Origin of the sequence: Burkholderia sp. MSMB1459WGS, from assembly GCF_001534535.1 — a bacterium.
Lineage (GTDB): Bacteria > Pseudomonadota > Gammaproteobacteria > Burkholderiales > Burkholderiaceae > Burkholderia.
Map to the genome: position 1 here is coordinate 99,312 of NZ_LPMU01000008.1, position 15,260 is coordinate 114,571.

At 66.6% G+C, this 15,260-nt stretch carries 16 protein-coding genes; 10 read left to right on the forward strand and 6 right to left on the reverse strand.

From position 1 onward, the window contains the following. Window positions 1–82: 82 nt before the first annotated feature. Window positions 83–238: a DUF3309 family protein gene (locus tag WT97_RS32115; protein WP_034185249.1), complete on the reverse strand. Its 156-nt coding sequence runs from the start codon at window positions 236–238 to the stop codon at window positions 83–85. Window positions 239–441: 203 nt separating this feature from the next. On the opposite strand from WT97_RS32115, the gene WT97_RS03965 reads away from it, so the two are divergent. The 6 genes from WT97_RS03965 to WT97_RS03990 all read left to right on the forward strand — a co-directional run bounded on the left by WT97_RS03965 (window position 442) and on the right by WT97_RS03990 (window position 6,018). Next, entirely contained in the window at window positions 442–1,116 is a 675-nt protein-coding gene (locus tag WT97_RS03965) for a histidine phosphatase family protein (protein ID WP_060352891.1), read from the forward strand. A 19-nt stretch (window positions 1,117–1,135) separates the two neighbouring features. Further along, window positions 1,136–2,167, forward strand: a complete 1,032-nt coding sequence (locus WT97_RS03970) for a phosphotransferase (protein ID WP_060352892.1) — start codon at window positions 1,136–1,138, stop codon at window positions 2,165–2,167. Between the two features lie 69 nt (window positions 2,168–2,236). Continuing rightward, complete coding sequence (locus WT97_RS03975; protein ID WP_059503657.1) at window positions 2,237–3,001, forward strand: SDR family oxidoreductase; 765 nt, start codon at window positions 2,237–2,239, stop codon at window positions 2,999–3,001. A gap of 7 nt (window positions 3,002–3,008) precedes the next feature. Beyond that, entirely contained in the window at window positions 3,009–3,767 is a 759-nt protein-coding gene (locus WT97_RS03980; RefSeq protein ID WP_060352893.1) for an SDR family NAD(P)-dependent oxidoreductase, read from the forward strand. A 39-nt stretch (window positions 3,768–3,806) separates the two neighbouring features. Continuing rightward, window positions 3,807–5,051 carry an acyl-CoA dehydrogenase family protein gene (locus WT97_RS03985; protein WP_060352894.1) on the forward strand — a complete coding sequence of 415 codons (1,245 nt, stop codon included), beginning with the start codon at window positions 3,807–3,809 and terminating at the stop codon, window positions 5,049–5,051. Window positions 5,052–5,112: 61 nt separating this feature from the next. Continuing rightward, a complete protein-coding gene (locus WT97_RS03990) occupies window positions 5,113–6,018 on the forward strand; it encodes a LysR family transcriptional regulator (protein WP_060352895.1) in 906 nt (301 codons plus the stop codon). A gap of 33 nt (window positions 6,019–6,051) precedes the next feature. On the opposite strand, the gene WT97_RS03995 is transcribed toward WT97_RS03990, so the two are convergent. The 3 genes from WT97_RS03995 to WT97_RS04005 all read right to left on the reverse strand — a co-directional run bounded on the left by WT97_RS03995 (window position 6,052) and on the right by WT97_RS04005 (window position 10,156). After that, entirely contained in the window at window positions 6,052–7,173 is a 1,122-nt protein-coding gene (locus WT97_RS03995; RefSeq protein WP_060352896.1) for a J domain-containing protein, read from the reverse strand. Between the two features lie 86 nt (window positions 7,174–7,259). Next, on the reverse strand, window positions 7,260–7,568 hold the full coding sequence (locus tag WT97_RS04000) for a DUF4148 domain-containing protein (RefSeq protein ID WP_060352897.1): 309 nt from the start codon (window positions 7,566–7,568) through the stop codon (window positions 7,260–7,262). A 209-nt stretch (window positions 7,569–7,777) separates the two neighbouring features. Further along, window positions 7,778–10,156, reverse strand: a complete 2,379-nt coding sequence (locus tag WT97_RS04005; RefSeq protein WP_060352898.1) for a DNA polymerase II — start codon at window positions 10,154–10,156, stop codon at window positions 7,778–7,780. 14 nt (window positions 10,157–10,170) lie between these two features. On the opposite strand from WT97_RS04005, the gene WT97_RS04010 reads away from it, so the two are divergent. Both WT97_RS04010 and WT97_RS04015 read left to right on the forward strand, forming a co-directional pair. Beyond that, window positions 10,171–10,881: a TetR/AcrR family transcriptional regulator gene (locus tag WT97_RS04010; protein ID WP_257128448.1), complete on the forward strand. Its 711-nt coding sequence runs from the start codon at window positions 10,171–10,173 to the stop codon at window positions 10,879–10,881. Window positions 10,882–10,969: 88 nt separating this feature from the next. Then, window positions 10,970–11,710: an SDR family oxidoreductase gene (locus WT97_RS04015; protein ID WP_179949744.1), complete on the forward strand. Its 741-nt coding sequence runs from the start codon at window positions 10,970–10,972 to the stop codon at window positions 11,708–11,710. An 88-nt stretch (window positions 11,711–11,798) separates the two neighbouring features. On the opposite strand, the gene WT97_RS04020 is transcribed toward WT97_RS04015, so the two are convergent. Both WT97_RS04020 and kdgT read right to left on the reverse strand, forming a co-directional pair. Beyond that, complete coding sequence (locus WT97_RS04020; protein WP_060352900.1) at window positions 11,799–12,260, reverse strand: nuclear transport factor 2 family protein; 462 nt, start codon at window positions 12,258–12,260, stop codon at window positions 11,799–11,801. 49 nt (window positions 12,261–12,309) lie between these two features. Next, entirely contained in the window at window positions 12,310–13,332 is a 1,023-nt protein-coding gene (kdgT, locus tag WT97_RS04025; RefSeq protein WP_060352901.1) for a 2-keto-3-deoxygluconate transporter, read from the reverse strand. A 280-nt stretch (window positions 13,333–13,612) separates the two neighbouring features. Between kdgT and kduI the strand changes: the two genes are divergently transcribed. Both kduI and kduD read left to right on the forward strand, forming a co-directional pair. Beyond that, a complete protein-coding gene (gene kduI, locus WT97_RS04030) occupies window positions 13,613–14,449 on the forward strand; it encodes a 5-dehydro-4-deoxy-D-glucuronate isomerase (protein ID WP_060352902.1) in 837 nt (278 codons plus the stop codon). Between the two features lie 4 nt (window positions 14,450–14,453). After that, window positions 14,454–15,260: a 2-dehydro-3-deoxy-D-gluconate 5-dehydrogenase KduD gene (gene kduD, locus WT97_RS04035; RefSeq protein WP_060353066.1), complete on the forward strand. Its 807-nt coding sequence runs from the start codon at window positions 14,454–14,456 to the stop codon at window positions 15,258–15,260.

The window sequence follows — 15,260 nt, forward strand, 5'->3', positions numbered from 1 at the left end:
GACACGGCGGCCGGATCGGAACGCCGGATCGGCACGCCGGATCGGAACGCGCGTGCCCATCCAGCGGCACGCGCGTCCGTACTCAGATGCGACCGAGCAGTACCAGTATCACGACAATGACGACGATCAGCCCGACGGTCCCCGATGGCCAATAACCCCAGCTTCGGCTATGCGGCCATGAAGGAAATGCTCCGATGAGCAGCAGAATCAGAACGATGATGAGGATCGTACCGAGCATCGCATCCCTCCTGGATTTATTCGACACGGTATGCGCCGACGCAATTCGCGTGCCGCGACGCGGGTGCCGGTGAAAGTCGGTGCAAGCGCATTGTTCGAATTCCGTAAATTCATGCGATGAATACCGATCGATTCAGAAAATAAATTTCAAAAATGTATGCCCGGTCGCTATGCTGGGCCTTCGGTTTTCCTCAGGCGAGCGCAATGGCTGAACTCTTTCTGGTACGGCACGGGCAGGCGTCGTTCGGCACCGACGACTACGACCGGCTTTCCGCTGCGGGCGACCAGCAGGGCGTCTGGCTCGGCGAATACTTCGCGCGGCAGGGCCTGACGTTCGACCGCGTGATCTGCGGCACGATGAACCGCCATGCGCAGACGGTCGCCGCGATCCTGCGCGGGATGGGCCGCGAAGGCGTCGCGGTCGACCGCCATCCGGGCCTGAACGAATACGATTTCCACGGGCTGTTCGCGGCAGCCGCCAGCGACTACCCGGAGATCGCGCGGCTCGCGGCCGGCTCGATGAAGGAACACTTCCGCGCGCTGCGGCAGGTGCTGCACCTGTGGACCGAAGACAAGCTCGGCGCTGCGGCCCCCGAAACCTGGGCCAGTTTCCAGCAGCGCGTGGCCGACGCGCGCGCCGCGATCCGCCACGGCGGCGGCCAGCGCGTGCTGGCCGTGAGCTCCGGCGGCCCGATCGCGGTCACCGTGCAGCAGGTGCTCGCGGCGCCGCCGTCGAGTGCGATCGCGCTGAACCTGCAGATCCGCAACAGCAGTCTTTCGCAGTTTTTCTTCAACGCCGACGCGTTCCACCTCGCGTCGTTCAACGGCATCCCGCATCTGGAGGATCCCGAACGACATGCGCTGCGGACCTACGGCTGACCCACGAACGATCGCGACGATGACGAACCCTTCCCCGCAACTCGACGTAGCCCGCCTCACGCGTTATCTGGAAACGCACGTGCCGGGCTTCGAAGGCCCGGTCGACATGGAGAAGTTTGCCGGCGGCCAGTCGAATCCGACTTTCCTGCTGAAGGCGAAGAGCGGCCGCTACGTGCTGCGCCGCCAGCCGCCGGGCGAACTGCTGAAATCCGCGCACGCGGTCGACCGCGAATTCCGCGTGCTGAGCGCACTGTCGGGTACCGCGGTGCCGGTCGCGCATCCGTATCACCTCTGCGAAGACCGCGATGTGATCGGCAGCCTGTTCTACGTGATGAGTTTCGAGGATGGCCGGATTTTCTGGGATCCCGCGCTGCCGGAACTGCCGAAGGCCGAGCGCGCGACCTGCTACGACGCGCTGCTGCAGACGATGGCCGCGCTGCACGATGTCGATGCCGACGCGGTGGGCCTCGCCGACTACGGCCGCCCGGGCAACTACTTCGAACGCCAGATCGGCGTGTGGACGAAGCAGTATCGCGCGGCCGAAACCGGGCGCCTCGACGCGATGGAGACGCTGATCGACTGGCTGCCCAAAGCGTGCCCCGAGGACACGGGCCGGCCGGCGCTGGTGCACGGCGATTTCCGGATCGACAACCTGATGTTCGCGCGTGACGGCTATCGCGTGCAGGCCGTGCTCGACTGGGAACTGTCGACGCTCGGCAACCCGCTCGCCGACCTCGCGTATTTCTGCATGTGCCTGCGGCTGCCGTCCGGCGGGCAGGTGCGCGGGCTGGCGGGCCAGGATCGCGCGGCGCTCGGCATTCCGGACGAAGCGGCGATCGTCGCGCGCTACTGCGAGCTGCGCGGCATCGCGCCGATCCGCGACTGGCACTTCTACCTCGCATTCAGTTTCTTCCGGCTCGCGGCGATCGCGCAGGGCGTGAAGGCACGCGCGCTGCAGGGCAATGCATCGAGCGAGCAGGCGCTGCGCGTCGGCGAAATGGCCGGCCGGCTGGCCGAAATGGCCGTCGGCGTGATCGACGCGCATCGCTGACGTCGCCGCGAAGCGCCACGATCGCCGCGCGGCGGCACGACATCCCAATCAATGGAGGAGCACAGCAACATGGCAACGAACCTGTTCGACCTGACGGGCAAGATCGCGCTGGTGACGGGCGCGAGCCGCGGCATCGGCGAGGAAATCGCGAAGCTGCTCGCGCAGCAGGGCGCGCACGTGATCGTATCCAGCCGCAAGCTCGACGACTGCCGGGCCGTGGCCGATGCGATCGTCGCCGCGGGCGGCCGCGCCGAGGCGCTGGCGTGCCACGTCGGGCGTCTGGAGGACATCGCCGCGACGTTCGAGCACATTCGCGGCAAGCACGGCCGTCTCGACATCCTCGTGAACAATGCGGCCGCGAACCCGTATTTCGGGCACATCCTCGATACCGATCTCGCCGCGTACGAGAAGACCGTCGACGTGAACATCCGCGGCTACTTCTTCATGTCGGTCGAGGCCGGCAAGCTGATGAAGACGCACGGCGGCGGCGCGATCGTCAACACGGCGTCGGTGAACGCGCTGCAGCCGGGCGACCGGCAAGGCATCTACTCGATCACGAAGGCGGCCGTCGTCAACATGACGAAGGCGTTCGCGAAGGAATGCGGGCCGCTCGGCATCCGCGTGAACGCGCTGCTGCCGGGGCTCACGAAGACCAAGTTCGCGGGTGCGCTGTTCGCCGACAAGGACATCTACGAAGCGTGGATGACGAAGATCCCGCTGCGCCGCCACGCGGAGCCGCGCGAAATGGCCGGCACCGTGCTGTATCTGGTGTCGGACGCGGCGAGCTACACGAACGGCGAATGCATCGTCGTCGACGGCGGCCTGACGATCTGAGCACGCGATGAAACTCGACAGCTATGCCGGCCAGACCGTGATGATCACCGGCGCCGCGAGCGGCTTCGGCGCGCTGCTCGCGAGCGAACTCGCCGCGATGGGCGCGCGGCTCGCGCTCGGCGACCTGAACGGTGAGGCGCTCGAACGCGTGGCCGCACCGCTGCGCGCGGCCGGCGCCGACGTGCTCGCGCAGCGCTGCGACGTGCGTGTCGAAACGGACGTCGCAGCACTGGTGCATGACGCCGTCGCGCGTTTCGGGCGGCTCGACGTCGGCATCAACAACGCGGGCATTGCACCGCCGATGAAGGCACTGATCGACACCGACGAAGCCGATCTCGACCTGAGCTTCGCGGTGAACGCGAAAGGCGTGTTCTTCGGGATGAAGCATCAGATCCGCCAGATGCTCGCGCAGCGCGAAGGCGTGATCCTGAACGTCGCGTCGATGGCCGGGCTCGGCGGTGCGCCGAAGCTGGCCGCGTATGCGGCGTCGAAGCATGCGGTGGTCGGGCTCACGAAGACGGCCGCGCTCGAATACGCGCGCCATGGTATCCGCGTGAATGCGGTGTGCCCGTTCTACAGCACGACGCCGATGGTCACCGACGGCGATATCGGCGAGCGCCAGGATTTTCTCGCAAAGGGCTCGCCGATGAAGCGGCTCGGCCGGCCCGACGAAGTCGTCGCGGCGATGCTGATGCTGTGCGCGAAGGAAAACACCTATCTGACCGGGCAGGCCGTCGCCGTCGACGGCGGCGTCTCGGCCTTCTGAACCGGACGAACGGATCACGACAATCTCGAGGAGTCGATCATGGACTTTGGCTACACCCCGAAAGTGGAAGCGCTGCGCGAACGTGTGCGCGCGTTCATGGACGCGCACATCGTGCCGCGCATCCGCCAGTGGAACGACGAAGTGCACGCGGGCCGGTATCCGGTGTCGTTCATGGAGGAGCTGAAGGAGCGCGCGAAAGCGGAAGGGATGTGGAACCTGTTCCTGCCGCACCTGAAGGACGACGAGCCGGGCACGGGCCTGACGAACCTCGAATACGCACCGCTTGCCGAGATCATGGGGCGCGTGAGCTGGGCGTCGGAAGTATTCAACTGCAACGCGCCGGACACCGGCAACATGGAGCTGCTGCACATGTTCGCGACGCCCGAGCAGCGCGAACAGTGGCTGCTGCCGCTGCTGCGCGGCGAGATCCGCTCGGCGTTCGCGATGACGGAGCCCGACGTCGCGTCGTCGGATGCGACCAACATTACGACGCGTATCGAGCGCGTGGGCGACGAGTACGTGATCAACGGCCGCAAATGGTTCATCACGAACGCCGCGCATCCGAACTGCAAGATCTTCATCGTGATGGGCAAGACCGATCCCGATGCCGAATCGCACCAGCAGCAAAGCATGATTCTCGTGCCGCGCGACACGCCGGGCGTGACGGTCGTGCGCAACATCACGGTGGTCAATCACCACGCGCCGGAAGGACACTGCGAGATCACGTTCGACAACGTGCGCGTACCGGCGCGCAACCTGCTCGGCGAGGAGGGCAGCGGCTTCGCGCTCGCGCAGGCGCGCCTCGGGCCGGGCCGCATCCACCACTGCATGCGTTCGATCGGCGCGGCCGAGCTGGCGCTGGAGCTGATGATCGACCGCGCGCAGTCGCGCGTCGCGTTCGGCAAGCCGCTGAACCGGCACGGTACCGTCGGCGAATGGATCGCGCGCTCGCGCATCGAGATCGACCAGGCGCGCCTACTGGTGCTGAAGGCCGCGTGGATGATCGACAAGGTCGGCGCGAAGGCCGCGCGCAAGGAAATCTCGATGATCAAGGCGCTCGTGCCGACCGTCTACACGGACGTGTGCGACCGCGCGATGCAGGTATTCGGCGCAGCGGGTTTGAGCCCGGATACGCCGCTGGCCGACCTGTGGACCTGGGGCCGCGCGCTGCGCTTCGCCGACGGCCCGGACGAGGTGCACCTGCAGGCGATCGCACGGATGGAGATCAAGGACGGCGAGCCCGGTGCAACGGCGCCGTACCTGACGCCGCCGCCGCGCGGCTGAGCGGGGCGACGTGGACGAACGAATGGCGCCCGCCGTAAGATCTCGGCAAGGAGATCCGGCGATGCGCCTTTCGAAGATTGATCTGAACCTGTTCGTCGTATTCGAGGCGATCTACAACAAGCGCAACCTGACGCGCGCGGCCGAGGTGCTGAACCTCACGCAGCCGGCCGTCAGCAACGCGCTGGCGCGGCTGCGCAAGACGCTGAACGATCCGCTGTTCGTCAGCACGCCGGCCGGGATGATGCCGACGCCGATGGCCGAGAACATCGTCGGCCGCGTGCGCGAGGCGCTGCAACTGCTCGATTCGAGCGCGCACGAAGGCGACGTGTTCGATCCGGCTTCGTCCGAGCGCGTATTCCGGCTCAGCATGAGCGACCTGACCGAAGCACTGCTGCTGCCGGCGCTCGGCGAGTTGCTGCAGACGCATGCGCCCGGCATGCACGTACGCAGCTATACGATGGATCGACGCGAAGTCGCGACCGCGCTTGCGAACGGCTCGGTCGACATCGCGATCGACGCGCCGCTGATCGGCGATCCGCACCTGCACCAGGCGCTGCTCGTGCAAGACCGCTACGCGTGCATGATCCGCGACGATCACCCGTTCAAGGGCGATACGCTGACCATGGACGACTACCTGTCGATGGGCCACATCCACGTATCGAGCCGCCGCAAGGGCAGCGGGCACGTCGACGCGGAACTGACGCGGCTCGGGCTGCGCCGCAACATCCAGATGCGCGTGCAGCACTACATGGTCGCGCCGCTGATCGCGATGCGCGGCGATCTCGCGCTGACGGCGCCGCTGCGGCTGCTGCAACGCTATCCGGCGCGCATTCTCGAATTGCCGTTCGAGATGCCGGGGCTCGACTATTTCTGCTATTGGCATCGCAGCGCCGATCAGGATCAGGGCAGCCGGTGGCTGCGCGAGCAGTTGATGGCGCTGATGGGCGGGATGGGGGAGGGGCGGTGAGGGAACGCCGTGCAGGTGCGTGCCGTCGTTTCGTCAGAACGGCTCGTCGTCGAAGCTTGACGATGCGGGTCGACGCTTCATGTCCTTCAGCCAGCGCCTGACGTTGTCCGGATCCTCGAATTCGCGCAGCGCGACGGTCAGGTCCTGATTGCCGCGCTGCATGCCGGCGATGTCGCGCGCTAGCATGCGCAGCACGGTATCGGGCGCGACCTTGGTGGACGGCGCGATGCCGTACGTGCCCCTGAAATCGTTCTCGACGTGCACGATCTCCTGATCGAGCTCGCGCAACTGTTCCTCCAGGATGCCGTTGTAGCGCGTGAGCCGCGCTTCGCCGAGGCCGTCGATCGCATGCCGGTCGATCTGTTCGATTTCCAGCTGCAGTTCCAGCAATTGCAGCAGGTTGCCCTTTTCGTAGGCACGGTTGACCCGTTGCATCAGCACGGTTTTGCGTTGCTGCTCGTGCGGATCGGTTTCGCGGTCGGGATGCAGCGCGCTCGCGAGCTTGCGATAGATCTCGCGGATCGACTTGCTCGATTCGGCCCGGTCGGCTTCGATCCGGGCTTGCGCGGCCGATTGCTTCGGTGCTTTCTTGCGCTTCGCGCGCTGCGCCTCGCGGGCCGCGTGAGCGGCCATGTCGCGCTCGAACTGGGCGTCGAGTTCGGCTTGCATCCGCTCGGCAAGTTCGTCGGGGGACAGCGAGTCGAGATCCTCGGGCGGTTGCGATTCAGGTTCCCGTTTCGGTTTCGTCGGCTCGGGAGCGGCCGTTGCGTGGCCGACGTGGTCGGATTCGACATGCCGGTCGTAAATCATCTTCAACGCCGGGTCGTCACTCAGGTTCGGCAAATCGCCCGCCATATCGGCGATCAACCCGGACAGCGTGCGTTGCTCGGCCTTGCTCAGGCCCTTCCGCAGAAACGCGTCGTCGAGCAGATGGATCAGCCGGATGCGCAGCGCCGTCGCTTCCTGTTCGAGCGGCAACAGAACGTCGACGAACTTCTTTTGGAACGCCGGTACCACGGCGTCCCACGCGCGGAGCCGCTCGCGACGCTTTTCGATTTGCTCGACGAGCGTATTGAACGTTTTCTGGGCTTTCGACAGGCTGGCTGTCTCGTGGCCGGGCGCGATGGCGACCGCGGCACCGCGACGTGCGGTCATGATTGAAATCCTCCGGCCGCGGCGGGACGCGCGGCAGGCCGGTATTTTAGCTGGACGGGCGCGCCCCCGAAACGGCCTGCGGCGCGTTACCGCTTCATCGTCGCGGCCGTCGGCGCGCCCGAATCCGTCCCCAGTGCGCCGTTCGCTCCGTAGGCGGCTTCCGCGCTCTTGCGTTCTGCGACGCGCTTGGCGGCGAGGCGTTCCTGCGCGGCGACGATGTCGCCCGGATAGTTGTCGCCGTCGCCGGCGACCGGCTCGTAGCCGACCGATTCGAGGTCGAGCAGCTCCTGGCGCACTTGCGCGCGCGTGAGCGTCGAATGCGACGACTGCGCGTACGACGCGGCCGGTGCGGCGAGAAGGGCGATAGTGGCGATGGCGACGATGATGGGCTTCACGGTTTCCTCAGACGATTTCGTTGCGGTTTGCTGAACCGACGAGGCAAGTTTAGGAACCCGGATCGGCCTGATAAATGGCGATTCCTGGCGAGCTGTGTTCCAGAATGAGTGAGAGTGCGTGATGCGGACGGAACGCGATGGAGATCGACGTCGCGCGGAAGCGGGATGCGACGCCTGCGCTGACGCGTGTACGGCGCGTCATCGTTCCGTCAGTCGCCGAACAACTGCCCTTGCCCGGAGATCACGCGTTCGAAATCGTCCCGCAGGAACGGCAGGATCGCATCGGCGACAGGCTGAAGCTGACGGCTCAGATAGAACGCATAGTCGATCGGCGAACGCATCGTTTCGAGCGGCTCGGGGCCGGCCGTCGTCATCACGTAGCTGATCCAGCCGCCGCGCTGATACTGCAGCGGCCGACCCTGCGCGAGGTTGAATTCGTCGGCGATCCGCGCCGCGCGCACGTGCGGCGGCACGTTGCGTTCGTACTCGCGCAGCGGCCGGCGCACGCGCTTGCGGTAGACGAGCTGGTCGTCGAATTCGCCGGCGAGCGTGCGCTGCACGTAGTCGCGAATGAAATCCTGGTACGGCTCGCGCCTGAACACGCGGCGGTACAGCTCGCGCTGAAACTGCTGCGCGAGCGGCGTCCAGTCGGTGCGTACCGTTTCGAGCCCCTTGAACACGAGGTCCTCGCCGCCGTCGGCCGTCGCCGCGAGGCCCGCATAGCGCTTCTTGCTGCCTTCTTCCGCACCGCGCACGGTCGGCATCAGGAACCGGCGGTAATGCCGCTCGTACTGCAGCTCCAGCGCGCTTTCGAGCCCGAATTGGTCGCGCAGGTGCGCATGCCACCAGCGGTTCACGTGCTCGACGAGTGCGCGGCCCTTGGCGCCGGCTTCGTCGTCGTCGTGCGCGCGGCCGAGCCACACGAACGTCGAATCGGTATCGCCGTAAATCACTTCGTATCCCTGAGCTTCGATCAGCTTGCGCGTGCGATGCATGATCTCGTGGCCGCGCATCGTGATCGACGACGCAAGGCGCGGGTTGAAGAAGCGGCAGCCCGTCGAGCCGAGCACGCCGTAGAACGAATTCATGATGATCTTCAGCGCTTGCGACAGCGGCGCGTTGCGCTGCCGCTTCGCGTCGTCGCGGCCTTCCCACACGCGGCGCACGATATCGGGCAGGCAGTGCGCGGTGCGCGAGAAGCGCGCGCCGAGAAAGCCGGGCACCGATGCATCGTCGCCGGGGTTCGCGAGCCCTTCGATCAGGCCGACCGGATCGATCAGGAACGTGCGGATGATCGACGGATAGAGGCTCTTGTAGTCGAACACGAGCACCGAATCGTACAGCCCGGGGCGCGAATCCATCACGAAGCCGCCGGGGCTGTTCTGCCCCGTCACGTCGCCGAGGTTCGGCGCGACATAGCCGAGCCGGTGCATGCGCGGCAGGTACAGGTGCGTGAAGGCGGCCACCGACCCGCCGGTGCGGTCGGCCGCGAGCCCCGTGACGCTCGCGCGTTCCAGCGCGAAGGACAGCAGGTCGGCCTTGTCGAAGATGCGCGTGACGAGCTCGCAGTCCTTCAGGTTGTAGCGCGCGAGCGCGGGTTTGTCGTGATCGAAGCGGCGCTGGATCTCGTCCATCCGCTGGTACGGATTGTCGATCGACTTGCCTTCGCCGAGCAGCGCTTGCGACACGTATTCGAGGCTGAACGACGGGAACGTCCACGTCGCTGATTTCAGCATGTCGATGCCGTCGAGGATCAGCCGGCCGGCCGCACCCGCGAAGAAGTGGTCGGGCTGCTGGCCGTGCGCGCGCCAGTCGAGCACGCTGCCGCCGCGCCCGAGCTTGAGCGGCACGCCGTATTGCTCCGCGTGCGCATGCAGGATGCGCAGGTCGAACTGCACGAGGTTCCAGCCGATCACCGCATCGGGATCGTGTTCGTCGAACCAGTCGTTCAGCCGCGCGAGCATCGCGGGCCGGCTATCGCAGTAGTCGAGGCGGAAGTCGACGGCGCTCGCGCCGGCATCGCCGTTCGGCGGTCCGAGCATGTAGACCTGCCGTTGCCCGCAGCCTTCGAGCGCGATCGAATACAGCTCGCCATGGACGCTGGTTTCGATGTCGAGCGACACGCAGCGCAGCGCCGGGCGGTAGCCGGTCGCGGGTTTCAGCTCGCCGCCGGTCAGCGTGCCGTCGCGGGCGGGCTGGCCGCGAAACTCGACGCATGCGGTGATGAAGCGCTCCATCGCATAGCGGTCGGGCGGCTGCACGTCGGCTTCGTAGACGTCGACGCCGGCCGCCGCGAGGCGCTTCTGGAGCCCGGACAGGTGGCGATAGCGCCGGCAATAGAGTCCTACGACCGGGCGCCGGCTGAAATCGCGCAGCGCGAGCGGGCGCAGTTCCGCCTCGCGTTCGCCGGCCAGCGTGCGTTCGGCGAGCGCCTGCTGTTCGGCCGGGATGAAGGCGACGGCTTCCTGCGGACGCAACCGCACGCGGCGCGGACCGTGTTCGGTTGCCAGCCAGAACTCGATCTCGATACCGGATGCGGTGTCCCGCCAGTGGCGGGTAAGGATGAAACCCTGCTCGAACGCCGTCAAAACGCTTGCTCGTCGTGGATGCCCAGGCGCCGGATTTTAGCGCTTGGGAGAGGGCCGTGCCTGACGCGGGCATGGACGAAATGGGGATGGAGCGACATCTATTTATTGACTGCTCTGTCCATAACGCCTATTCTGCGGCAATGGTGAGACCACGTGAATTCGATCGGGACGAGGCACTGGAGCGCGCGTTGCGCGTGTTCTGGGAGAAGGGCTATGCCGCGACGTCCACCGACGACCTGCTGAGCGCGATGCATATCGGCAGGCAGAGCCTCTATAACGCGTTCGGCGACAAGCGCAGTCTGTACGTCGAAGCGCTCGAACGCTACCAGTCGGAAAGCGTGTCGGCTCACGTCGCCCGCCTGACGGCGCCGGCGTCCGCGATCGCGGGTATCGAGGCGCTGCTGCTCGGCGTGATCGCCGGCAACGCGGCCGAGCGCGTGCTGGGTTGCATGGGCGTCAATGCGATCTGCGAATTCGGCACGGCCGATCCCGAGCTGGCCGAGCTGCGCGATAAAGCGGGTGCGATGCTGCACAAGCAGGTCGTCGCGCGCGTCCGCGAAGGGCAGGAGGCGGGCGAGATCGACCGCGCGGTCGATGCGCGCGACGCTGCGAGTTTCATCCTGACGACGATGCAAGGTATCCAGCTCGGCGCACGTGCCGGATCGAAGCTGCAGGCGTTGCGCACGACCGCGGAATTCGCGGCCGATCGTCTCAGGGCGCGCTGATACCAATACACGCAACACAACGCGCCGGCACGGCTGCCGGCGTTTTTTTGTCAAGTTATTGACTGATCAGTCCATAAAGGAGCGAATCATGACTGGCATTTCCGGCGGCGTACGCAAGGCCGCGATCGTATTCGGCGGATCGCGCGGGATCGGCGCGGCCATCGCACGGCGGCTCGCGGCGGACGGCGCGGATGTCGCGTTCACCTATGTCTCGGCGCCCGAGCGCGCGCAGGAAACCGCTGCCGCGATCGAAGCGAACGGGCGAGCCGCGCTGGCGATCCGGGCCGACAGCGCGAACGCGGACGAGATCCGCCAGGCCGTCGCGCAGGCGGTCGGGCGCTTCGGGCGGCTCGATGTCGTCGTGGTCAATGCGGGCATCCTGAAGCTGGGCGACGTGGCCGAGGTCGGCGTCGACGATCTCGACCGGATGCTGGCGGTCAACGTGCGGGGCGTGTTCCTGGCCGTCCAGGCCGGCGCCGCGCACCTGACGCACGGCGGCCGGATCGTCACGATCGGCAGCAACACGGCCGTGCGCAGCGGACATCCGGGGTCGAGCGTCTATTCGATGACGAAGGCCGCGGTGGCCGTGATGGTCAAGGGCATCGCCGTCGATCTCGCACCGCGCGGGATCACGATCAACAACGTGCAGCCGGGGCCGGTCGAGACCGACATGACGGCCGATCACCTCGACCGGATTCGTCCGCTGATTCCGCTGCGGCGGGCCGGCAGCCCGGACGAGATTGCATCGCTGGTTGCGTGGCTCGCGAGCGCCGAATCGGGATACATGACGGGTTCGAGCCTGACGATCGACGGCGGGATGGCGTTGTAGCGCGATACGCAACGGAGCCGCGCGGCACTCCGGAGGGACGGGAACGGGGCAGTGCGGCGGCGCTGCGCGATGCCGCAGGATCGCGCCGTCACTCCTTCGGCAGCAAATACGCCTGCCGTGCGAACAGCCGCCATCCGTCCGGATGCCGCTTCCACACCTGCAGCACGCCGATATGCGCGGTGCTCGTCTTGCCGTCCGGCAGATTGTTGACGGAATCGAACGTATGGCGCACCCATGCGCTGTCGCCGTTCACCGTCACCGTCTGGCCCGACAGTGCGATCGACTGGAACGCATGCGTGCCGTCGAGCGTCTTCAGGAATGCGGCGCGATCCTGCAACTGGCCGGACGAATGGCCGTAGGTGAGATCGTCCTCGACGAGCGTGCGCAGCGCGGCGCCGTCGCCGTCGAGCATCGCGACGCGCAGGTGCTCGACCGCATGCGCGACGCGCTCGGCGTCGGCATCGGCGGCATGAGCGGCGGCGCTTCCGGCAAGCAGCGCGGCAACGGCGATGAAACGGGCAGCGGCGCCGAAGCGCTCGAGCAATGACATGGCGAACGGATTTCCTGTGACAGGAGTAGGGAACGGCGTCAAAAGCGCATCACACATGCCCTTCATGCTCGATCGGGCTTCCATGCGCGGGCCGTGCGGCCAGCGACGGCAGCGGCGCGCCGCTTGCCCGCGCCGCCCGTTTCGCCCACATCGCCGTCAGAATCGGCACGAGTATCGCCGTCACGAGGCATGCGGTCGCGACGATCGCGGTCGCCGCCGGCACCATCGGTTTGAACTTCGGAATCATCTCGCCGATGATCGCCGGGTTCGCGACCGCGGCACCGGCCGTCGACGACGCGGCAAGCCCGGCCGTCCCGTTGCCGCCGCCCAGAAACTTGTCGGCGAGCATCAACGGCACGCCCGTCACGACGATCACCGCGAGCCCGAGAGCGATGCCCGGCAGCCCGCTCTTCGCGATCACGTTCAGATCGATGCCGTTGCCGAGCGCGAACCCGAAGAACGGAATCAGCGGATGCACGCAGCGCCCGAACAATTCGCGCAGTTCCACATCGAGGTTGCCGAGCGTGAAGCCGATCAGGAACGGCAGCACCGCGCCGACGAACAGCCGCGTCTCGAACACCGCCACGCCAGCCGCGCCGAGAATCAGCATGCTGACGAGCGGCCCCGATTCGATCGACATCAGCACGAACGCGCCGGCCTCTTCCTTGCTGCCGTACTGCTGCATCACGGCCGCATAAAGGCCGCCGTTGGTCATGTCCATCGATGTCGTGATCGCGAGCAGCGACAGGCCCGCGAAGACGCCCGTGCGGATGCCGTCGTCGGGGATGAACTGTGCGGCGATCAGCGTCGCGAGCCAGGCGACCACGATCTTCGTCACGAGCAGCGTGCCCGATTTGCGCAGCACGACGCCCGTCGCGCGCAGGTTGATCGTCGCGCCCATGCAGAAGAACCAGACGGCGAGGATCGGCACCGTGCCGGCGATCAGGCCGTTGGTGAACGAGCCGAAGTACTTCCCGGCGTTCGGTGCGAGCGTATGCACGCACGCGCCCAGCAGCATCGGGACCAGCATGAGTCCGCCCGGAATGCGGTCGATGGCCTGTTTCAGCTTCACGTCTCCTCCGTGGACGTCGAGGCGTCCCGTTGTCGAATGATGTCTGCCGACTGACTATAGGACATCATTCGGAACGATGGTCCGTTTTTGTGAATTTCGGCGGTAGTCGTATACCCGTAATACGCAATGACATTGATACGAAAGGAATTTATCGATTCGCCGTGCAAGATCGAAAATCCGGATCGACGTTCCGAATTCAAGAAATGTGTGCTTCAATCTTCATCAGGGCGATCGGCGGCGACGGTGCCGGCGGCGTGTCCGTTTCCCATGGAGAACCGGCATGGAAGTGCGGCAGGGCATTCACAGCGAACACGCGAAGGCGCTCGACACGGCCGGCCTGCGCCGGCATTTCCTGGTGGAGAACGTGTTCGCGCCGGACGCGCTGACGCTCACCTACAGTCATATCGACCGCATCATCGTCGGCGGCGCGTGGCCGGCCACGCGGCCGCTCGAGGTGCCGGCGTCGCTCGGCGCCGCGGTGGGCGTGAGCCATCTGCTGGAGCGGCGCGAACTCGGGGCGATCAACATCGGCGGGCCGGGCTGGATCGAGGTCGACGGGCAGCGTCATGCGGTGGGCACGGAGGAGGCGATCTACATCGGGCAAGGCGGGCAGGGTGTCGTGTTCGGCAGCGACGATCGCGCGCGGCCCGCGAAGTTCTACCTGAACTGCGCGCCCGCGCACACGGCCTATCCGACCCGCACGATCACGCTTGCGCAGGCATCGCCCGAAACGCTCGGCGACGCGGCCACGAGCAACCGCCGCACGATCTACAAGTTCATCGTGCCGGATGTATTGCCGACCTGCCAGTTGTCGATGGGGATGACGAAACTCGAGCCCGGCAGCCTGTGGAACACGATGCCGTGCCATACGCACGAGCGGCGCATGGAAGTGTATTTCTACTTCAATCTCGCCGCCGACGCGGCCGTGTTCCACATGCTCGGCGAGCCGCGGGAGACGCGTCACGTGGTGGTGCACAACGAGCAGGCCGTGATCTCGCCGAGCTGGTCGATTCATTCCGGCGTCGGCACGAAGGCATACACGTTCATCTGGGGGATGGTCGGCGAAAACCAGGTGTTCAAGGACATGGACCCTGTCGCCGTTGCCGACCTGCGCTGACATCATGAAACGCGATACGCCCGATCTTCCCGCCGCCGATGCGCATGCCGCGCTCGCCGGCCTGTTCGACCTGACCGGCAAGGTCGCGATCGTCACCGGCTGCAACACGGGGCTGGGTGCGGCGATGGCCGTCGCGCTCGCGTCGGCCGGGTGCGACATCGTCGGCGCGAACCGTTCGTCGTCCGATGCAACGTCGGCGCGCGTGGCGGCCGTGGGGCGGCGTTTCGTCGACGTGCGCGCGGATCTGTCGACGCTCGAGCCGGTCGAGCGGATCGTCGATGGCGCGGTCGATGCGTTCGGCCACGTCGACATCCTCGTCAACAACGCGGGCATGATCCGCCGTTGCGATGCGCTCGAGTTCACCGAAGCCGACTGGGACGCCGTGATCGACGTGAACCTGAAGAGCGTATTTTTCCTGTCGCAGGCGGTCGCGCGGCAGATGGTGCGGCAGGGGCGCGGCGGCAAGATCGTGAACGTCGCGTCGATGCTGTCGTTCCAGGGCGGCATCCGCGTGCCGTCGTACACGGCGTCGAAGAGCGGCGTGCTGGGCCTCACGCGGCTGCTCGCGAATGAATGGGCCGCGCGCGGGATCAACGTGAACGCGATCGCGCCCGGCTACATGGCGACCGACAACACCGCGCCGTTGCGCGAGGACAGCCGGCGCAGCGACGAAATCCTCGCCCGCATCCCGGCCGGCCGCTGGGGCGTGCCGGACGATCTCGCGGGCGCGGCGGTGTTCCTCGCGTCGCGCGCGTCGGACTACGTGCACGGTCACACGCTCGCCGTCGACGGCGGCTGGCTCGCGCGCTGA